The sequence below is a fragment of the Mycobacterium sp. IDUB_17 genome, from assembly GCF_055419465.1.
In genome coordinates, this window is record NZ_JBVAXS010000003.1 from 888,085 (window position 1) to 906,907 (window position 18,823).

Annotated in this window: 20 protein-coding genes; 17 read left to right on the plus strand and 3 right to left on the minus strand. The window is 66.8% G+C overall.

The genetic code is table 11. The features are described 5' to 3' along the window. The first annotated feature begins 89 nt into the window (after positions 1-89). From ftsH to ACZYZ7_RS17285, 11 genes are all read left to right on the plus strand, one after another. Positions 90-2,390, plus strand: a complete 2,301-nt coding sequence (gene ftsH / locus ACZYZ7_RS17235; protein WP_463741396.1) for an ATP-dependent zinc metalloprotease FtsH — start codon at positions 90-92, stop codon at positions 2,388-2,390. Positions 2,391-2,409: 19 nt separating this feature from the next. Then, positions 2,410-3,027 carry a GTP cyclohydrolase I FolE gene (folE, locus tag ACZYZ7_RS17240; RefSeq protein ID WP_450072401.1) on the plus strand — a complete coding sequence of 206 codons (618 nt, stop codon included), beginning with the start codon at positions 2,410-2,412 and terminating at the stop codon, positions 3,025-3,027. Positions 3,028-3,071: 44 nt separating this feature from the next. After that, a complete protein-coding gene (gene folP / locus ACZYZ7_RS17245) occupies positions 3,072-3,881 on the plus strand; it encodes a dihydropteroate synthase (RefSeq protein WP_450072447.1) in 810 nt (269 codons plus the stop codon). Further along, entirely contained in the window at positions 3,874-4,245 is a 372-nt protein-coding gene (gene folB, locus ACZYZ7_RS17250) for a dihydroneopterin aldolase (protein ID WP_450072402.1), read from the plus strand. The genes folP and folB overlap by 8 nt, the downstream gene beginning before the upstream one ends. Continuing rightward, entirely contained in the window at positions 4,242-4,778 is a 537-nt protein-coding gene (folK, locus tag ACZYZ7_RS17255) for a 2-amino-4-hydroxy-6-hydroxymethyldihydropteridine diphosphokinase (protein ID WP_450072403.1), read from the plus strand. The genes folB and folK overlap by 4 nt, the downstream gene beginning before the upstream one ends. Next, positions 4,778-5,254, plus strand: a complete 477-nt coding sequence (locus ACZYZ7_RS17260; RefSeq protein ID WP_450072404.1) for a DUF3180 domain-containing protein — start codon at positions 4,778-4,780, stop codon at positions 5,252-5,254. Before folK ends, ACZYZ7_RS17260 begins: the two co-directional genes overlap by 1 nt. Positions 5,255-5,332: 78 nt before the next feature. Then, the gene (locus tag ACZYZ7_RS17265; protein ID WP_463741397.1) at positions 5,333-6,856 is read left to right on the plus strand and encodes a DUF6779 domain-containing protein; all 1,524 of its coding nucleotides are present in this window, start codon (positions 5,333-5,335) and stop codon (positions 6,854-6,856) included. Positions 6,857-6,938: 82 nt separating this feature from the next. Next, positions 6,939-7,910, plus strand: coding sequence for a Rossmann-like and DUF2520 domain-containing protein (locus tag ACZYZ7_RS17270; RefSeq protein ID WP_135458977.1), 972 nt, complete (start codon positions 6,939-6,941; stop codon positions 7,908-7,910). After that, positions 7,907-8,851: a pantoate--beta-alanine ligase gene (gene panC / locus ACZYZ7_RS17275; protein WP_450072407.1), complete on the plus strand. Its 945-nt coding sequence runs from the start codon at positions 7,907-7,909 to the stop codon at positions 8,849-8,851. The genes ACZYZ7_RS17270 and panC overlap by 4 nt, the downstream gene beginning before the upstream one ends. After that, entirely contained in the window at positions 8,851-9,267 is a 417-nt protein-coding gene (gene panD / locus ACZYZ7_RS17280) for an aspartate 1-decarboxylase (protein WP_135458973.1), read from the plus strand. Before panC ends, panD begins: the two co-directional genes overlap by 1 nt. Beyond that, the gene (locus ACZYZ7_RS17285; RefSeq protein ID WP_135458971.1) at positions 9,267-10,082 is read left to right on the plus strand and encodes a type III pantothenate kinase; all 816 of its coding nucleotides are present in this window, start codon (positions 9,267-9,269) and stop codon (positions 10,080-10,082) included. The genes panD and ACZYZ7_RS17285 overlap by 1 nt, the downstream gene beginning before the upstream one ends. Here the strand turns inward: ACZYZ7_RS17285 and ACZYZ7_RS17290 are convergent. Then, entirely contained in the window at positions 10,066-10,212 is a 147-nt protein-coding gene (locus ACZYZ7_RS17290) for a hypothetical protein (protein ID WP_463741398.1), read from the minus strand. The two genes, ACZYZ7_RS17285 and ACZYZ7_RS17290, sit on opposite strands and share 17 nt — an antisense overlap. A 23-nt stretch (positions 10,213-10,235) precedes the next feature. Between ACZYZ7_RS17290 and lysS the strand changes: the two genes are divergently transcribed. The 6 genes from lysS to ACZYZ7_RS17320 all read left to right on the plus strand — a co-directional run bounded on the left by lysS (position 10,236) and on the right by ACZYZ7_RS17320 (position 16,860). Beyond that, the gene (gene lysS, locus ACZYZ7_RS17295; RefSeq protein WP_135458969.1) at positions 10,236-11,759 is read left to right on the plus strand and encodes a lysine--tRNA ligase; all 1,524 of its coding nucleotides are present in this window, start codon (positions 10,236-10,238) and stop codon (positions 11,757-11,759) included. A 131-nt stretch (positions 11,760-11,890) separates the two neighbouring features. Beyond that, the gene (gene lsr2 / locus ACZYZ7_RS17300; protein ID WP_135458967.1) at positions 11,891-12,232 is read left to right on the plus strand and encodes a histone-like nucleoid-structuring protein Lsr2; all 342 of its coding nucleotides are present in this window, start codon (positions 11,891-11,893) and stop codon (positions 12,230-12,232) included. 313 nt (positions 12,233-12,545) lie between these two features. Next, positions 12,546-15,074 (plus strand): ATP-dependent protease ATP-binding subunit ClpC, encoded by a 2,529-nt coding sequence (clpC1, locus tag ACZYZ7_RS17305; protein WP_450072408.1) that lies wholly within the window; start codon positions 12,546-12,548, stop codon positions 15,072-15,074. A 221-nt stretch (positions 15,075-15,295) separates the two neighbouring features. Continuing rightward, positions 15,296-15,511: a CbtB domain-containing protein gene (locus ACZYZ7_RS17310; protein ID WP_463741399.1), complete on the plus strand. Its 216-nt coding sequence runs from the start codon at positions 15,296-15,298 to the stop codon at positions 15,509-15,511. 24 nt (positions 15,512-15,535) lie between these two features. Continuing rightward, the gene (locus ACZYZ7_RS17315; RefSeq protein ID WP_463741400.1) at positions 15,536-16,306 is read left to right on the plus strand and encodes a CbtA family protein; all 771 of its coding nucleotides are present in this window, start codon (positions 15,536-15,538) and stop codon (positions 16,304-16,306) included. Further along, positions 16,303-16,860 carry a histidine phosphatase family protein gene (locus tag ACZYZ7_RS17320; RefSeq protein ID WP_463741401.1) on the plus strand — a complete coding sequence of 186 codons (558 nt, stop codon included), beginning with the start codon at positions 16,303-16,305 and terminating at the stop codon, positions 16,858-16,860. The genes ACZYZ7_RS17315 and ACZYZ7_RS17320 overlap by 4 nt, the downstream gene beginning before the upstream one ends. Positions 16,861-16,871: 11 nt before the next feature. Here ACZYZ7_RS17320 and ACZYZ7_RS17325 read toward each other — a convergent pair whose 3' ends face one another. Beyond that, positions 16,872-17,384, minus strand: a complete 513-nt coding sequence (locus tag ACZYZ7_RS17325; protein ID WP_135458957.1) for a hypothetical protein — start codon at positions 17,382-17,384, stop codon at positions 16,872-16,874. Further along, positions 17,381-18,820, minus strand: a complete 1,440-nt coding sequence (locus ACZYZ7_RS17330; protein WP_463741402.1) for a serine/threonine-protein kinase — start codon at positions 18,818-18,820, stop codon at positions 17,381-17,383. The genes ACZYZ7_RS17325 and ACZYZ7_RS17330 overlap by 4 nt, the downstream gene beginning before the upstream one ends. Between the last annotated feature and the right edge of the window lie 3 nt (positions 18,821-18,823).

An 18,823-nucleotide genomic window follows, 5' to 3' on the forward strand; every position in this document is an offset into this window, starting at 1 on the left:
GGGAACTGCCGGACGTTGGTCTAGCGGTAGCCTTGAATGTCTCAACTGCGCACGTTGGAAGGACCGGGCCGAACTCGGCCGAGTGATCGATGAACCGCAAAAATGTGATCCGTACGCTGACCGTGATCGCGGTCGTGCTGTTGCTGGGCTGGTCGTTTCTCTATTTCAGCGACGACACCCGCGGCTACAAACCCGTCGACACCTCGGTGGCGGTGGCGCAGATCAATGCCGACAACGTCAACAACGCCCAGATCGACGACCGCGAACAGCAGCTGCGTCTCGATCTGAAGAGCGGCAAAGACGAGACCGAGAATTCCGACAAGGTCATCACCAAGTACCCGACCGGCTATGCCATCAAGCTGGCCGATCAGCTGGATGCCAAGCACATCAAGTTCGGCACCACTGTCAATCAGGGCAGCTTCCTCGGCTCGATGCTGATCTACATGCTGCCGCTGCTGTTGCTGGTCGGCCTGTTCGTGATGTTCTCCCGGATGCAGGGCGGCGGCCGGATGGGTTTCGGCTTCGGCAAGTCGAAGGCCAAGCAGCTGGGCAAGGACATGCCCAAGACCACATTCGCCGACGTCGCAGGTGTCGACGAGGCGGTCGAGGAGCTCTACGAGATCAAGGACTTCCTGCAGAACCCGAGCCGGTATCAGGCGCTGGGCGCCAAGATCCCCAAGGGTGTGCTGCTGTACGGCCCGCCCGGAACCGGTAAGACCCTCCTGGCCCGCGCGGTCGCCGGTGAAGCCGGCGTTCCGTTCTTCACGATCTCCGGTTCGGACTTCGTCGAGATGTTCGTCGGTGTCGGCGCCTCCCGGGTGCGCGACATGTTCGAGCAGGCCAAGGCCAACAGCCCCTGCATCATCTTCGTCGACGAGATCGACGCCGTCGGTCGTCAGCGCGGCGCCGGCATGGGCGGCGGCCACGACGAGCGTGAGCAGACGCTGAACCAGTTGCTCGTCGAGATGGACGGCTTCGGCGACCGCCAGGGCGTCATCCTGATCGCGGCCACCAACCGGCCCGACATCCTCGACCCGGCCCTGCTGCGTCCGGGCCGCTTCGACCGGCAGATCCCGGTGTCCAACCCCGACCTCGCCGGCCGTCGCGCGGTGCTCAAGGTGCACTCGGCGGGCAAGCCGATCGCCCCCGACGCCGACCTGGACGGGCTGGCCAAGCGCACCGTCGGCATGTCCGGTGCCGACCTGGCCAACGTCATCAACGAGGCCGCACTGCTCACCGCCCGCGAGAACGGCACCGTCATCACCGGTGCGGCGCTGGAAGAGGCCGTCGACCGCGTCGTCGGCGGACCACGCCGCAAGGGCCGCATCATCAGCGAGCTGGAAAAGAAGATCACCGCGTACCACGAGGGCGGGCACACCCTGGCCGCGTGGGCGATGCCCGATATCGAACCGATCTACAAGGTGACGATCCTGGCCCGCGGTCGCACCGGCGGCCACGCCGTCGCAGTCCCCGAGGACGACAAGGGTCTGATGACCCGCTCGGAGATGATCGCCCGGCTGGTGTTCGCCATGGGTGGCCGCGCCGCCGAGGAGCTGGTCTTCCGCGAGCCCACGACAGGTGCGGTGTCCGACATCGAGCAGGCCACCAAGATCGCGCGCGCCATGGTCACCGAGTACGGCATGAGCTCCAAGCTGGGCGCCGTGCGATACGGCACCGAGCACGGCGACCCGTTCCTGGGCCGCACCATGGGCACCACGCCGGACTACTCCCACGACGTCGCCCGCGATATCGACGATGAGATGCGCAAGCTCATCGAGGCCGCTCACACCGAGGCGTGGGAGATCCTCACCGAGTATCGCGATGTGCTCGACACCTTGGCCGGTGAGCTCCTGGAGAAGGAGACACTGCACCGCGCCGAGTTGGAGGCCATCTTCAGTGACGTGAAGAAGCGTCCCCGGCTGACCATGTTCGACGACTTCGGTGGCCGGGTGCCGTCGGACAAGCCGCCGATCAAGACGCCGGGCGAGATCGCCATCGAGCGTGGCGAGCCGTGGCCGCCGCCGGTCCCCGAGCCGGCGTTCAAGGCCGCCATCGCTGCCGCCAGCCGAGAGGCCGAGCGGGCCAACGAGACCAACGGTGCCGGCACCAATGGTGCGCCGCCGAACGGTTCGACCCAGCCCGACTACGGCGCACCGGCCGGTTGGCACGCCCCGGGCTGGCCGCCCGCGCCGTCGCAGCCGGGATACCAGCCGCCCCAGCAGCAGCAGGGTTACTGGTACCCCCCGCCGCATCCGTCGGGATGGCAACAGCCCCAGCCGTACCCGTATCAGCCCTATCCTCATCCCGGCCAGCCCGCCCCCAATGAGGAGGCGAGTCAGGATGGCGGTCCCGAGCGGGCCGACCGGTCCAACCCACCGGCCCACGGCTGATCCGAGAACGGAGGCTTCGATGTCGCAGTCGCTGCGCGAGCATCACAACAACACCGATACGACCACGCGGGTGTTCGACCAACCGCGGGCCGAGGCGGCGGTGCGTGAGCTGCTGATCGCCATCGGTGAGGACCCTGACCGTCAGGGTCTGCTCGAAACCCCGGCCCGCGTGGCGCGTGCGTACAAAGAGCTGATGGCCGGGCTCTACACCGACCCGGACGCGGTGCTCAACACGACCTTTGACGAGGAACACGACGAACTCGTGCTGGTCAAGCAGATCCCGTTGTACTCCACGTGTGAACACCACCTGGTGTCGTTCCACGGGGTGGCCCATGTCGGGTACATCCCCGGGGTCGACGGCCGGGTGACCGGGCTGTCGAAGATCGCCCGCCTGGTCGACCTGTACTCGAAGCGCCCGCAGGTGCAGGAACGCCTGACCGCCCAGATCGCCGATGCGCTCATGCGCAAGCTCGACCCGCGCGGGGCAATCGTTGTGATCGAGGCCGAGCACCTCTGCATGGCCATGCGCGGCGTCCGCAAACCCGGCGCGGTCACCACCACCTCGGCGGTGCGCGGACAATTCAAGACCGACAAGGCATCCCGGGCCGAGGCGCTGGAACTTATCCTGCGGAAGTGAACCTCCCCAGCCCGATTGTCCCTCGCGGAACGCGTGTGCAGGTCATGGGCGTGGTGAACGTGACCGACGATTCGTTTTCCGACGGCGGCAAGTTCATCGACCGTGACCGCGCTGTCGCACACGGGCTGGCGCTCGCTGCCGCCGGCGCCGCGATCATCGATGTAGGCGGGGAATCAACCCGCCCCGGTGCGGTGCGGGTTGACCCTGGCGTGGAAGCGGCCCGCGTCGCTCCCGTGATCGAAGCGCTTGCCTCCCAAGGGATCGCCGTCAGTATCGACACCATGCATGCCGACGTGGCGAAGGTCGCCCTGGAAAGCGGCGCGCAGATCGTCAACGACGTGTCCGGCGGACGCGCCGACCCGAACATGGCGCCCCTGCTCGCCGAGGCGAAGGTGCCGTGGATCCTGATGCACTGGCGTTCGGTCAGTGCCGAGCAGCCCCACCACGCCCCGGGTTACGGCGACGTGGTGGCCGAGGTCCGCGCCGAGCTGCTGGCCGCTGTCGATGCCGCGGTCGCCGCGGGTGTCGACCCGCAGCGGTTGATCATCGACCCGGGCCTGGGATTCGCCAAGACCGCCCAGGACAACTGGGCCTTGCTGCGTGCGCTGCCCGAATTCATCGACACCGGGATCCCGGTGTTGGTCGGTGCGTCACGCAAACGTTTCTTGGGTGCATTGCTGGCCGCACAAGATGGGACACCGCGGCCACCGGACGGCCGGGAGACCGCCACCGCGGCGATCTCGATGCTGGCCGCCCAGCACGGTGCCTGGGGTGTTCGGGTGCACGATGTGGTGGCCTCCGTCGACGCGCTCGCCGTGTTGGAAGCCTGGGAATCTGGAGGTCGGGTTGGCTGATCGAATTGAGTTGCGCGGCTTGCGGGTTCGCGGCAATCACGGGGTTTTCGACCATGAGCGCCGCGATGGCCAGGAGTTCGTCGTCGACATCACGGCGTGGGTGGACCTGCGCCGCGCGGCGGCCACCGACGATCTGGCCGACACCCTCGACTACGGCGCACTGGCCCAGCAGGCAGCTGACATCGTCGCGGGCCCGCCGCGCAATTTGATCGAGACGGTCTCCGCCGAAATCGCCGACGCCATCATGATCGACGAGCGCCTGCACGCGGTCGAGGTTGTCGTGCACAAGCCCAGCGCCCCGATTCCGCTGGCCTTCGACGATGTCGCCGTGGTGGCCCGGCGGTCCCGCAGGGGCACGCTGTGACCACCACTGTCCTGTCGATCGGGTCGAATCTCGGCGACCGGCTGGCCCGGTTGCAGTCGGTGGTCGACGGCCTCGGGAGTGCGGTGCGCGCGGTGTCGCCGGTGTTCGAGACCGACGCCTGGGGCGGAGTCGAGCAGGGCCCGTTCCTGAACGCGGTGCTGATCGCCGATGATCCCGACCTCGACGGACACGGTTGGCTGTGCCGCGGCCAGCGGCTCGAGCAGGCGGCGGACCGGGTCCGGGAGCAGAAGTGGGGCCCGCGCACCCTCGATGTCGACCTGGTGACCTGCCATGACGGTGACGTTGAGGTGCTTTCCCATGACGACGACCTGACGTTGCCGCATCCGCTTGCTCACCTGCGCGCGTTCGTCCTGATCCCGTGGTTGGTCGTGGATCCGGATGCCACGCTGACGGTGGCCGGCCGGTCCCGTCGGGTGGCGCACCTGCTGGAGGAGATCGATCCGGCCGAGCGGGCCGGGGTCAGGCGCACCGACCTGGCGCTGGACTTCGGCACTGGACCGGTGGCGGACTGATGGGCCCCACCCGCAAGCGTGACCTGGCCGGCGCGGTCGCCGTCGTCGCCATCGTCGGCTACGTGCTGATCGGGGTGCTCTACCGGTGGTTCCCGCCGGTGACGTTGTGGACCGGGCTTTCGCTGCTGGCGGTCGCGCTCGTCGAGGCGGGCTGGGCGTTCTACGTGCGGGCCAAGATCAACGACGGCCAGATCGGGGTTGGCGGGGGCCGGTTGCACCCGCTCACGGTGGCCCGGTCGGTCGTGATCGCCAAGGCCTCGGCCTGGGTAGGCGCCATCGTCGCGGGCTGGTGGATCGGTGTGCTGGTGTACCTGCTGCCCCGACGGGGCGAACTGCGGGTGGCCGGCGAGGACACTCCGGGCGCGGCGGTGGCAGCGGTCAGTGCCCTGGCTCTGGCTGTCGCGGCGGTGTGGCTGCAGCACTGTTGCAAGTCCCCCGAGGAACCGCCGGACAACGGGGACACTGCGCCTGAGTGACGGATTGTCTGAGGTAGTTTGGCCGAATCGCCGCGGTGGTCGCCAGGCTAGATGACCGGTGACGGGTACAGTCGGCGCATGACCGTTCTGCCCCGCGGTGGTCGGCCACGGCGCGGCGGCCGAAGGCCAGGCTGGCTGCTCTTAACGGTATTGCTGGTACTCGCCATTCTGGCCAGTTCCGCATTGGTGTTCACCGATCGCGTCGAGTTGCTGAAGCTCGCAGTCATCCTGGCCCTGTGGGCTGCGGTGGTGGCGGCCTTCGTCTCCGTCATCTACCGGCGTCAGAGTGACCTGGACCAGGCCAAGGCCCGGGACCTGAAGTTCGTCTACGACCTGCAGCTGGATCGGGAGATCTCGGCGCGGCGGGAGTACGAGCTGACCGTCGAGACCGAGCTGCGCCGGGAGCTGGCCTCCGAGTTGCGCGCGCAGGCCGCCGACGAGGTTGCCGCGCTGCGCTCAGAGCTGGCCGCGTTGCGGGCGAACCTGGAGATCCTGTTCGACACGGACCTGGTGCACCGCCCGGCGATCGAGACCGACAAGAGCGCCGTGCGCACCGCGGGCCGGGTGACCGCCAGCCGCCTGGACGTGCCGCCGGTCGAGGTCACCGACATTCGGATTTCGCGGACCGAGGAAAGCCCGATCATCGATGTTCCGGCCGAACCGCATCCGCCGGAGAACGACTGGGCGACCTCGGGTGGTGCGCATCGTCTGCCGTCGCGACCGATGCCTGCCGGTGAACAGGCCCGGCGCCGACGGCGTCAGCAGGAGGCCCCGCGTCAGCAGGAGGCCCCCCGTCAGCCGGAGCCCAGGCCCCAGCCGTGGCCTGAACCACAACCCGTATCTCGGCCAGAACCGCAACCTGCGCCTCGACCTGAGCCCCGACCTGAGCCGCAACCTGCGCCCCGGCCGGAGCCGCAACCCCGACCCGAGCCGCAACCGGCCGCACGCAGGCAGCCCGAGCCGCCGTCGACCTGGGCGCCGCCCCCACCGCCGCCGGCGATGCCGCCGATGCAGCCCTCGCCCACGATCGAAGCCCCTGAACCCGAGCCGGCGAGCACGCCTGCACCGGCAGTCGAGCCTGCGGCCACGGGTTGGCAACCGGCTCCCGCCGAGGGGCAGTGGATTCCCGCCGGCGCCCCCGGCAGCAACTGGGCTGCGCCCATCGCTCAGAACGGCGCCACGACGGAGTATGTCGGCAGGCGTCGCGCACCTGATTCAATGCTCGAAGCAACCCCGCCGAACGCCCCCGAGGCAACGCCGCCGGAGGCCCCCGAACCGGCCCCGGCGCCTGCCGAACCGGCCCCGCCGGCGGCCCCCGCAATGTCGGCGGCTCAGGCTCCCGAGCCGCCCCGTGGCCGGCACTCCGCCGCAGCGGAGATCGCCGATCCCGGCCGCTCCCCGGCGGCACCGGCGTCCCCGGCATTGGCCACAGAATCCTCGCAACCACCGACGCCGCCCCGGCGGGCTTCACGGCACGGCAGCGAAGCGGAACCTGAGCCGGCGAACGGACACCATGCCGACGGACAGTCGGTGAATGAGCTGCTGGCGCGGTTTCAGTCCGGCCCGGCCGAAGGCGGGCGTCGCAGGCGCCGCGAGGAGTGAGCTAGTCTCGTGACGACCGTCCGGTACCCGCAACGCGGGACTGGAACGAGAAGAACCTATTCATCCTGTGAGGTCGTCTGCGATGGAGCAGCCCCCTGCAAACGGGTGGTCCCCCCCTGAGGGATTGCGTCCTGCCAGGCTCAGCGTCGGCATCATTTCGGCCGGCCGGGTCGGCACGGCGCTCGGCTATGCCCTGGAACGGGTCGAGCACGTGGTGGTGGCGTGCAGCGCGATCTCCGAGGCCTCGCGGCTGCGGGCGCAGCGCCGGCTGCCCGACACCTCGATCCTTCCCGTCCCCGACGTGGCGCAGCGGGCCGAACTCCTGCTGTTGACGGTTCCGGACGCCGAGCTGCCGTCACTGGTGTCGGGTCTGGCAGCCACCGGCGTGGTGCGGCCCGGCACGATCGTGGTGCACACTTCCGGCGCCAACGGGGTCGCGGTACTGGCCCCGCTGACCGAGCAGGGGTGCATTCCGTTGGCCATTCACCCGGCGATGACGTTCACCGGCTCCGACGAGGACCTCGCGCGGCTGCCCGATACGTGCTTCGGGATCACCGCGGCCGACGAAGTCGGGTACGCGATCGGTCAGTCGCTGGTGCTGGAGATCGGCGGTGAGCCGTTCCGGGTGCCCGAGCACGCGCGGACGCAGTACCACGCGGCGCTGGCGCATGCCAGCAACCACCTGGTCACCCTGGTGCTCGACGCCGTCGACACCCTGCGGGCCTCACTGCGCGGCGAGGAACTGCTCGGCCAGGAACTTGTCGGCGATGCCCCCGGCGGTCTGCCCGAGCGGGTGGTGGGCCCACTGGCCCGGGCCGCGCTGGAAAATGCGCTCCAACGCGGCCAGGCCGCATTGACCGGACCTGTTGCGCGTGGTGACGCAGCAGCGGTGGCCGCGCATCTGAATGCCCTACGCGCATTGGATTATCAACTGGCCCAGGCGTATCGGGCCGATTCGCTGCGTACCGCCCAACGCGCCCACGCGCCCATGGACGTCTTCGAGGTGCTCTCAGGCACCGGCCCGGAAACCAGCCCTGAAACGAGTCAAGGATGACCCAGAGCAACCCTCCCAAGTTCGTCGCCGGTGAACTGAACGTCTACTCGGCACCTGCCGATGTCGCGGCCGTCACCCGGGCCCTGCGCGCCAGCGGGCGCCGGGTCACCCTCGTACCCACCATGGGTGCGCTGCACGAGGGCCACCTGACGCTGATCCGCGCCGCCAAGCGCGTCCCCGGTGCCGTCGTGGTGGTGTCGATCTTCGTCAACCCGTTGCAGTTCGGGGCCGGAGAGGATCTCGACGCCTACCCGCGCACCCTCGATGAGGACCTGGCCGCGCTGCGTGCCGAAGGGGTCGAGATCGCTTTCACCCCAACCGGTTCGGCAATGTACCCGGACGGCCCGCGGACCAGTGTGCAACCGGGTCCTGCCGGTGGCGAGCTCGAAGGCGCCTCGCGCCCCGGTCATTTCGCCGGTGTGCTGACCGTCGTGCTCAAGCTGCTCCAGATCGTCCGGCCCGACCGGGCCTTCTTCGGCGAAAAGGATTATCAGCAACTGGCATTGATCCGGCAGATGGTCACCGATCTCAACATCGACGTACAGATCGTCGGAGTTCCCATCGTCCGCGAATCCGACGGACTGGCGATGTCGTCGCGGAATCGATACCTGGACGCCGATGAACGTGAGCAGGCCGGGGCGTTGTCGGCGGCGCTGCTGGCCGGTAAGTACGCCGCGGCCGGCGGCGCGTCGGCCACCATCGATGCGGCCCGGGCCGTGCTCGATGAGGTACCCGCGATCGACGTCGACTACCTGGAGGTGCGGGACCCGATGCTGGGCCCCGCGCCGGGCGAGGGCCAGGCACGGCTGCTGGTGGCGGCTCGGCTGGGCCGAACCAGACTGCTGGACAACATCTCTGTCGACATCGGGGCGTCCGCCGGAATCGACGGACACCCTCGCGTCGGCGACGGCGACAATCACGAACTGCCCTGGAGGAACTGATGCAACGCACCATGCTGAAATCCAAGATCCACCGTGCCACGGTGACGCAGGCCGACCTGCACTACGTGGGCTCGGTGACCATCGACGCCGACTTGATGGAGGCGGCCGACCTGCTCGAAGGCGAGCAGGTGACCATCGTCGACATCGACAACGGTGCCCGGCTGGTGACCTACGCCATCACCGGTGAGCGTGGCACGGGGGTGATCGGGATCAACGGTGCCGCAGCACATCTCATCCACCCCGGCGACCTGGTCATTCTCATCGCCTACGGGGTGATGGAGGACGCCGAGGCTCGCACCTACCAGCCGCGGATCGTGTTCGTGGACGCCGACAACAAGCACATCGACCTCGGTGAACACAGCCACGACCCCGCGTACGTCCCCGCAGATGCGTCCGAACTGATGTCGCCGCGATAATGCTGCTCGCCATCGACGTCCGCAACACCCACACCATGGTCGGACTGATCTCCGGTTCCGGAGACCACGCGAAAGTGGTGCAGCAGTGGCGGATCCGGACCGAATCCGAGGTGACCGCCGATGAGTTGGCGCTCACCATCGACGGCCTGATCGGTGACGACTCCGAGCACCTGACCGGGGCCGCGGGGCTGTCCACCGTGCCTTCGGTGCTGCATGAGGTGCGTCTGATGCTCGAGCAGTACTGGCCCTCTGTGCCGCATGTGCTGATCGAGCCCGGCGTGCGTACCGGTATCCCGTTGCTGGTCGACAACCCCAAGGAAGTCGGCGCCGATCGGATCGTGAATTGCCTTGCCGCCTACCACAAATACGGCACCGCGGCGATCATCGTCGACTTCGGCTCGTCGATCTGCGTCGACGTGGTGTCAGCCAAAGGTGAGTTCCTCGGCGGGGCGATCGCACCCGGTGTGCAGGTGTCCTCCGACGCCGCGGCCGCCCGCTCGGCCGCGCTGCGCCGGGTCGAGTTGACCCGTCCGCGCTCGGTGATCGGCAAGAACACCGTGGAATGCATGCAGGCCGGTGCGGTTTTCGGGTTCGCCGGGCTGGTCGACGGACTGGTCAGCCGGATCCGCGAGGACGTCGACGGGTTCTCCGGCAGCGACGTCGCGGTGGTGGCCACCGGCTACACCGCTCCCTTGGTGCTGCCGGACCTGCGCACAGTCGAGCATTACGACCGCCACCTCACCCTCGACGGCCTGCGCCTGGTGTTCGAGCGCAACCGCGACAGCCAGCGGGGCAGGCTCAAGCCGGCCCGGTGACCGGTGTGAGGTTGTGCACACCTGGAGGGCGGTCTGACCCCCACCGGGGAGCGGGTATGCCCTTGAACCGCCAGTCCAGCGGCTCATGGTCGAGTGCTGCCACCTTGTCGGCGTGCAATTGAGCGCTCACGTGTTCATTTAAGCTGGCATTTTGTGAGCCCAGCCGATCGCGACGACGCGTCCCAGTCCCAGGCCGACCTTCCTGAACAATTCCGGATTCGTCAGGCCAAGCGGGAGCGCCTGCTGGCAGAAGGCCGCGAGCCCTATCCGGTGACCGTTCCGCGGACCCATTCGCTGGCCGAACTGCGCGCCGCCTATCCGGATCTGGCCGTCGACACCCAGACCGGCCAGATGGTCGGTGTCTCGGGTCGGGTGGTGTTCGCCCGGAATTCCGGCAAGTTGTGCTTCGCGACGCTGCAGGAGGGCGACGGCACGCAGTTGCAGGCGATGATCAGCCTGGCCCAGGTGGGGCAGGAGTCGCTGGATGCGTGGAAGGCCGACGTCGATCTGGGCGACATCGTGTTCGTCCACGGCGAGGTGATCAGCTCCAAGCGCGGTGAGCTGTCGGTGCTGGCCGATTCGTGGCAGATGGCGGCCAAGGCCTTGCGACCGCTCCCCGTTGCTCACAAGGAAATGAGCGAAGAGGCCCGCGTGCGTCAGCGCTATGTCGATCTCATCGTGCGTCCGGAGGCGCGCAGCATCGCGCGTCAGCGGGTGGCAGTGGTGCGCGCGGTGCGGGCGGCACTGGAACGGCGCGGTTTCCTCGAGGTCGAGACGCCGATGCTGCAAACGCTGGCCGGCGGGGCGGCGGCACGGCCGTTCATCACCCATTCCAATGCGCTCGACGTTGATCTGTACCTTCGGATTGCGCCGGAATTGTTCCTCAAACGCTGCATCGTCGGCGGTTTTGACCGGGTTTTCGAGTTGAATCGGAACTTTCGTAACGAAGGCGTCGATTCCACACACTCGCCGGAATTCTCGATGTTGGAGACATATCAGGCCTACGGTGACTACAACGATTCGGCGCAAGTCACGCGGGAACTCATTCAAGAGGTTGCCGACGAGGCGATCGGCACGCGTCAAGTGCCATTGCCCGATGGCACTGTCTACGATCTCGACGGCCAATGGGACACATTGGAAATGTATCCCTCGCTGTCTGAGGCGCTCGGTGAGGAGATCACGCCCGACACATCAGTTGAGTACTTGTGGCGTATTGCCGAGGGACTCGAGTTGGAGATTCCGCGGGACCGTGGCTACGGGCACGGAAAATTGGTCGAGGAACTGTGGGAACACACCGTGGGAGAGAAGTTGTGGGCTCCCACGTTCGTGCGCGACTTCCCGGTCGAGACCTCGCCGCTTACCCGGGCTCACCGCAGCATCCCCGGAGTGACCGAGAAATGGGATCTCTACGTGCGGCGTTTCGAACTCGCCACCGGATATTCCGAACTCATCGACCCGGTAATCCAGCGGGAACGATTCGAAGCCCAGGCCCGTGCCGCCGCCGCCGGCGACGACGAGGCAATGGTTCTCGATGACGATTTCCTTGCCGCATTGGAGTACGCGATGCCGCCCACAACGGGTACCGGAATGGGTATCGATCGCTTGTTGATGGCGTTGACGGGGTTGTCTATTCGGGAGACGGTTTTGTTCCCGATTGTTCGCCGTCACAGTAACTAGCCAGTGCAACCGATCCGACTTGATCGACAGGTCGTTGGAAATGTTTGCGTTTTTGTGGCACATTGGGTCGCGGGTGCAGGATACTCAGGTGTAGTCACCAATGCGTATGCAGAAGGGTTCGGTGCGGGGTAATGGCGAAAAAAGTGACCGTCACGTTGGTCGATGATTTCGACGGTGAGGCCACCGCCGATGAGACGGTCGAATTCGGCCTCGACGGTGTTACCTATGAGATCGACCTTTCCTCCAAGAATGCCGCCAAGCTCCGTAACGATCTGAAGCAGTGGGTGGAGGCCGGACGCCGGGTCGGTGGGCGTCGACGCGGACGGGCGGCAGGCCCGGTCCGTGGCCGTGGCGCCATCGATCGAGAGCAGAGTGCCGCCATCCGCGAATGGGCCCGCCGCAACGGGCACAACGTGTCCACCCGTGGCCGGATCCCCGCCGACGTCATCGACGCTTTCCATGCCGCAACATAAACGACTGCAACTTAACCGATAGTTGCCAGCTCCGGACCGGTGAGAATTCCCGGTCCGGAGTTTTTCGCTAGTGGCGAACCGGAAAGCCGTGGATTTCGGAAACGATTCGCCGACCGGCGGCGTTGCTCATCTGCAGAACTACATGTGGACAGCTCGTACCGGGTGATCGCTCTGCGGAACGGACCGCCAACCTCCGCGCCCGGGACGGCCGCCCATTAGAGTGGACGGTAGGTACTACGTGCGGGCTATTGGAAAACCGACAGAACGCGGCCGTACGCGGGTATCGCTAGCGATGGAGAGCAGGTAACCACCGATGTTTGAGAGATTCACCGACCGTGCCCGCAGGGTCGTCGTCCTGGCGCAAGAAGAGGCCCGGATGCTCAACCACAACTACATCGGGACCGAGCACATCCTGTTGGGTCTTATTCACGAGGGCGAGGGCGTAGCCGCCAAGTCGCTGGAGTCGTTGGGCATCTCGCTGGAAGGCGTGCGCAGCCAGGTCGAGGAGATCATCGGCCAGGGCCAGCAGGCCCCGTCCGGGCACATCCCGTTCACGCCGCGCGCCAAGAAGGTGCTGGAGCTGTCCCTGCGCGAGGCGCTGCAGCTCGGCCACAACTACATCGGCACGGAGCACATTCTGCTCGGCCTGATTCGTGAGGGCGAGGGCGTCGCGGCCCAGGTGCTGGTCAAGCTCGGCGCCGAGCTGACCCGCGTGCGCCAGCAGGTCATCCAGCTGCTGAGCGGTTACCAGGGCAAGGAGGCCGCCGAGGCCGGCACCGGTGGTCGTGGTGGCGAGTCGGGCAACCCGTCGACCTCGCTGGTCCTCGACCAGTTCGGCCGTAACCTGACCGCCGCCGCCATGGAGGGCAAGCTCGATCCGGTCATCGGCCGTGAGAAGGAAATCGAGCGGGTCATGCAGGTGCTGAGCCGCCGCACCAAGAACAACCCGGTGCTGATCGGCGAGCCCGGCGTCGGCAAGACCGCCGTCGTCGAGGGCCTGGCCCAGGCCATCGTGCACGGCGAGGTCCCCGAGACGCTCAAGGACAAGCAGCTCTACACCCTGGACCTCGGTTCGCTGGTGGCCGGCAGCCGCTACCGCGGTGATTTCGAGGAGCGCCTCAAGAAGGTGCTCAAGGAGATCAACACCCGCGGCGACATCATCCTGTTCATCGACGAGCTGCACACGCTCGTGGGTGCGGGTGCTGCCGAGGGCGCGATCGACGCCGCGTCGATCCTGAAGCCGAAGCTGGCCCGTGGCGAGCTGCAGACCATCGGCGCCACCACGCTCGACGAGTACCGCAAGTACATCGAGAAGGATGCCGCTCTGGAGCGTCGTTTCCAGCCGGTGCAGGTGGGTGAGCCGACCGTCGAGCACACCATCGAGATCCTCAAGGGTCTGCGTGACCGCTACGAGGCGCACCACCGCGTCTCGATCACCGACGGCGCGCTGGTGGCCGCGGCAACCCTGGCCGACCGGTACATCAACGACCGGTTCCTGCCGGACAAGGCGATCGACCTGATCGACGAGGCAGGCGCCCGGATGCGCATCCGCCGGATGACCGCACCGCCAGACCTGCGCGAGTTCGACGAGAAGATCGCCGACGCGCGCCGGGAGAAGGAGTCCGCGATCGACGCGCAGGACTTCGAGAAGGCCGCGAGCCTGCGCGACAAGGAGAAGCAGCTGGTCGCGCAGCGTGGCGAGCGCGAGAAGCAGTGGCGCTCAGGCGATCTCGATGTTGTCGCCGAGGTCGATGACGAGCAGATCGCCGAGGTGCTCGGCAACTGGACCGGTATCCCGGTGTTCAAGCTGACCGAGGCCGAGACCACGCGTCTGCTGCGTATGGAGGATGAGCTGCACAAGCGGATCATCGGCCAGGAGGATGCCGTCAAGGCCGTCTCAAAGGCGATCCGCCGTACCCGCGCCGGCCTGAAGGACCCGAAGCGCCCGTCCGGTTCGTTCATCTTCGCCGGCCCGTCCGGTGTCGGTAAGACCGAGCTGTCCAAGGCGCTGGCCAACTTCCTGTTCGGCGACGACGATGCGCTCATCCAGATCGACATGGGTGAGTTCCACGACCGCTTCACCGCGTCGCGGCTGTTCGGTGCCCCTCCGGGCTACGTCGGCTACGAAGAGGGCGGCCAGCTCACCGAGAAGGTGCGTCGCAAGCCGTTCTCGGTCGTGTTGTTCGACGAGATCGAGAAGGCCCACCAGGAGATCTACAACAGCCTGTTGCAGGTTCTGGAGGACGGCCGCCTCACCGACGGTCAGGGCCGCACGGTCGACTTCAAGAACACCGTGTTGATCTTCACCTCGAACCTCGGCACGTCCGACATCAGCAAGGCGGTTGGCCTCGGCTTCACCCAGGGTGGCGGCGAGAACAACTACGAGCGGATGAAGCAGAAGGTCAACGACGAGCTCAAGAAGCACTTCCGCCCTGAGTTCCTCAACCGCATCGACGACATCATCGTCTTCCACCAGCTGACACAGGACGAGATCGTCCAGATGGTGGAACTGATGATCGGCCGGGTCGGAAACCAGCTCAAGGCCAAGGACATGGCGATGGAGCTGACCGACAAGGCCAAGGCCCTGCTGGCCAAGCGCGGCTTCGATCCGGTGCTGGGTGCCCGCCCGTTGCGGCGCACCATCCAGCGTGAGATCGAGGACCAGCTCTCCGAGAAGATCCTCTTCGAGGAGATCGGCCCGGGCCAGCTGGTGACGGTCGACGTCGAGGGTTGGGACGGCGAGGGTGCCGGCGAGAACGCGAAGTTCACGTTCGCCGGAGCGCCCAAGGCGGCCGGCTCCGACGGGCCGGATCTGGCGAAGGCCGGAGCGACCGCCGAATAAGGTCCAAGACGAAAAATGCCCCCGCCGCAACGGCGGGGGCATTTTTCATGCCGGTTTCATACCTGCCGATGCGGAGAACTCCTGCGCGGTGTTTAGGATGCTGGTGTAATCGACAGGCAGAGGAACCTGGTGAGAATCCAGGACGGCCGCGCCACTGTTAACAGTCAGACCCTTACCTGTCACGACACGGACTGGGACGCGAATTCCCGGAAAGGACCGGTATGACTCCCACTGCGGCACGCAAGAGCCACGCCCCCGCGATCGATCTGTCGGCCACCAAGGCGGTGCTCTGGCTGACCCTGACGGCGTTCATCGCGCTGCTGGCCCTCTACTTCGTCGGGATGGACCAAGGCGCAACCTCGGTTCTGGGCAATAACACCTACGTGCACGAGTTCGTGCACGACGCCCGGCACCTGCTCGGTTTCCCCTGCCACTGATACGCAGCGGAGATCCCGAACAAAATGGAAAAACAGATCATCGGGCGCGGCCTTCTGGCCGGCGCCCTAGCTGGCGTGTTCGCCTTCATCTGGGCCAAGCTGCTGATCGAGCCGATCATCGGTCGGGCAATCGACTTCGAGAACGGTGTCGGTGCAGCGCATGAAGCGGCAGAGCATTCGCATGGCGCCGGGGGGCATTCCCACGGCGGCGGTGAGAGCGCCGAGGTGTTCACCCGCGGCGTGCAGTCCAACATCGGCATGGGTCTTGGCGTACTGATCTTCAGCGTGGCGATGGGAGCGCTGCTGGCCGTCGTGTTCTGCGCGGTGTACGGCAGGGCCAACCTGTCCGCGCGGGCGTTGGCGGCGCTGACCGCCGGCGGCATGCTGGTCTCGCTGTGGATCGTCCCGGCGCTCAAATACCCGCCGAACCCACCTGCGGTCAGCCTCGAGGAGACCATCCAGCAGCGGACCCTGCTGTACCTGCTGTTGGTGGTGCTCTCGGCCGGGCTGTTCGTCGGTTCGGTACTGCTGGCTCGTCGACTGACGTCGAGGCTGGGGGTGTGGAACGCCACCCTGGTCGGCGCCGCGGACTACGTGGTGTCGATGGCCGTGGTCTTCCTCATCCTGCCGGGCATCCATGAGACCCCGTCGACGTTCCCTGCCGATGACCTCTACCAGTTCCGGCTGTACTCGCTGGGCACCCAGGTGGTGATCTGGGCGACGATCGGACTGGTGTTTGGGGCGCTGGTGTCGAAGGTGCTCGAGGGCAAGCGACAGGAGCAACTGATCGCGTGAGTGAAGTCGTCCGGCTGACGTTGGTGTCTCATGCCATGACCGACGCCACGGCGGCCGGACGATTTCCCACCGATGAGCCACTGAATGCGTTGGGCCATCGGCAGGCCGATGCGACCGTCGAACTCGGGGTCGTCGACGCCGCGTACTGCGGCCCCGAGAAGCGGGCCCGCCAGACCGCCGAACTGCTCGGCCTGTCGGCGGCGGTCGAACCCCAACTGGCGGATCTGGACTTCGGGAGCTGGCGCGGAGCTGTACTGAGCGGCGTACAGCCCGCAGACCTGGCGGTCTGGCTGACCGATCCGACCCGGGCGCCCCACGGCGGCGAGTCGGTGGTCGACCTCGTCAACCGGGTGCACCGTTGGATGGACAGCCTGGCCTCGGCGCGGGGACGGCTGGTCGCCGTCACTCACCCCGCGGTGATCCGGGCGGCCATCCTGGTGGCCCTGGATGCCCCGCCAAAATCGTTCTGGCGCATCGATATCGCGCCGATGAGCCGGACCGTGATGAATTTCCGTGGTCAGGCCTGGACGCTGCGGAGCAGCGCTACCTCGTGAGGCCGGTCAGGTCACTGGGGATCGAAACTGTCGATGCGCCACTGTCCGTCGACTTTCTTCAGGCCCACCCGCACGGCGCTCTGACTGGTGGAGGGGTCTGGGTTGTCCGTGCTGGTGGTGACTTGATTGAGGAACACCAAAGCCGCTGCTGTGACGGGGTTGTCGATGGAGATGACGCCGGACTGCACAACGGTTGTCGTGGTCTTGACGTTCTTCTGGCGCGCGGCAGGAAGGACGGTCTGCTGGGTGAAATTCTTGTAGTAGTCGGCGAATGCGCCCGTGGTGACCGCAAGTCCCGCAGCCAGGTCCTGCTCGATGGTGTCGGAGGAGTACGTCATGATCTTGACGGTGTTGGTCGCCGCGGCATCGGTGACGGCCTGCCGTAGGTCAGCCTGATCGGCGAGTGCGGTCGGTGCTGGGCGGCTTTTCACGATCAGCTGGATGCCGCCGAGCGCAGTCACGGTGGCGACACCGATGATCAATGCGGCGTTGATGATCCACAGAACCGTCTGGCGGCCCGTCACGATGCGAACTCAACTTTCGAAGTCTTGAAGGTGCCGTCGACTTTCTCGATGGTCATGATCAGTCGCCAGCTTCGAGGGGTCTGGTCAGGGGCGGCGTTGCTCGCTGTCTGTGCGACTGCGGCAACGAGAATCATCGCGCTCTCGGCGCGATCGTCGAAGGACTTCAGCGCCACGGATTTGGTGGTCGCGGTCGTTGTGACACCGCTTCCTTTCAATGTCTGGACGAAAGTGTCACGCTGTGAGGCGAAGTCGTCGCGAAATGCTCCGGTCGAGTTGTCCAAGATCCAATCGACGTCGGTGTCACTGTTCTTTGCACTCACCGACATCATCCGTTCGGTGAAAGACTTGGCGAAATCGGTATACGGCTGCCACTGTGTCGACGTCGCGGCATGAGGGGTGGGGCGCGACCACTGCCACGCCGTGAACACGCCCGCGCCGGTGAGCAACACGAGGAGCGCCAGCATGACGGCCACCGCCGCGGCGGTCCCGCGAGGTGATGCCGCTGGGACGGCGAACTGCGTCGGTGCCTGCGCCATCGGCGCGATCGCAGCCGGCATCGTCATCTGCTGATGGATCGATTGCGGCGCACCGAACACGGCACCGCCGCCGACACCGGCAAGTGCCTGCGCAAGATCTGAGCACTTCGGGTAGCGGTCGGCGGGCGACTTCGCCAATGCTCGCGCGAAAACCGGGTCCAGCCGCGCCAGTTCGGGCCGGAACTGCGACAGGGGAGGCGGCGCCGCACTGAGGTGCTTGCCGATCACGACGGCAGGATTGGAATCGACGAACGGAGGTGTGCCGGCCAGAAGGTGAAACATCGTGGCGGCCAACGCATATTGATCGGCCCGGCCATCCAGTTGGTTACCCAACAGCTGCTCGGGGGCGGCGTAGGCGACGGTGCCCACGGTGGTGTTGGTTGCGGTCAGTCCGCTGATGTCCCCGGTGCGGCGGGCAATGCCGAAGTCGGCGAGCAGGATGCGTTGGTCGGCGTGGTCGCTCTCGCCGAGCAGAATGTTGGCGGGCTTGACGTCGCGGTGCAACATCCCGTGGCCGTGCGCGTAGTCCAGTGCTGAGGCGACCGCGGTGGCGATCGCCGTCGCCTGGGGCAGCGGCAGCCCCGCCGGATACGCCCGCGCCAGAACCGCAGCGTCCTGGCCGCGGACATAGTCCATCGAGATCCACAGTTGGCCGTCGGCCTCGCCGCGGTCGTGCAGGGCGACGATGTTGGGATGCCACAAACTTGAGGCCAGTTCGGCTTCTCGGGTGAACCGGTCGCGGTAGTCGGGATCCTGCGAGGCGCTGGCCGGCAGAATCTTGATGGCCTCCTGGCGGGGCAGGCGCGGGTGCTCGACCAGATAGACCTCGCCCATCCCGCCGGAGCCCAGCGGCTGTATCACCGTGAACCCAGCAAAATTCGACCCCGTCTGCAGCGGCATGCA

Bases quoted from the DNA above. Each gene is read 5' to 3' on its own strand.
- ftsH (WP_463741396.1), top strand. From the start codon at position 90: ATGAACCGCAAAAATGTGATCCGTACGCTGACCGTGATCGCGGTCGTG.
- folE (WP_450072401.1), top strand. From the start codon at position 2,410: ATGTCGCAGTCGCTGCGCGAGCATCACAACAACACCGATACGACCACG.
- folP (WP_450072447.1), top strand. From the start codon at position 3,072: ATGGGCGTGGTGAACGTGACCGACGATTCGTTTTCCGACGGCGGCAAG.
- ACZYZ7_RS17260 (WP_450072404.1), top strand. From the start codon at position 4,778: ATGGGCCCCACCCGCAAGCGTGACCTGGCCGGCGCGGTCGCCGTCGTC.
- ACZYZ7_RS17265 (WP_463741397.1), top strand. From the start codon at position 5,333: ATGACCGTTCTGCCCCGCGGTGGTCGGCCACGGCGCGGCGGCCGAAGG.
- ACZYZ7_RS17270 (WP_135458977.1), top strand. From the start codon at position 6,939: ATGGAGCAGCCCCCTGCAAACGGGTGGTCCCCCCCTGAGGGATTGCGT.
- panC (WP_450072407.1), top strand. From the start codon at position 7,907: ATGACCCAGAGCAACCCTCCCAAGTTCGTCGCCGGTGAACTGAACGTC.
- panD (WP_135458973.1), top strand. From the start codon at position 8,851: ATGCAACGCACCATGCTGAAATCCAAGATCCACCGTGCCACGGTGACG.
- ACZYZ7_RS17285 (WP_135458971.1), top strand. From the start codon at position 9,267: ATGCTGCTCGCCATCGACGTCCGCAACACCCACACCATGGTCGGACTG.
- lsr2 (WP_135458967.1), top strand. From the start codon at position 11,891: ATGGCGAAAAAAGTGACCGTCACGTTGGTCGATGATTTCGACGGTGAG.
- clpC1 (WP_450072408.1), top strand. From the start codon at position 12,546: ATGTTTGAGAGATTCACCGACCGTGCCCGCAGGGTCGTCGTCCTGGCG.
- ACZYZ7_RS17310 (WP_463741399.1), top strand. From the start codon at position 15,296: ATGACTCCCACTGCGGCACGCAAGAGCCACGCCCCCGCGATCGATCTG.
- ACZYZ7_RS17315 (WP_463741400.1), top strand. From the start codon at position 15,536: ATGGAAAAACAGATCATCGGGCGCGGCCTTCTGGCCGGCGCCCTAGCT.
- ACZYZ7_RS17330 (WP_463741402.1), bottom strand. From the start codon at position 18,820: ATGCCGCTGCAGACGGGGTCGAATTTTGCTGGGTTCACGGTGATACAG.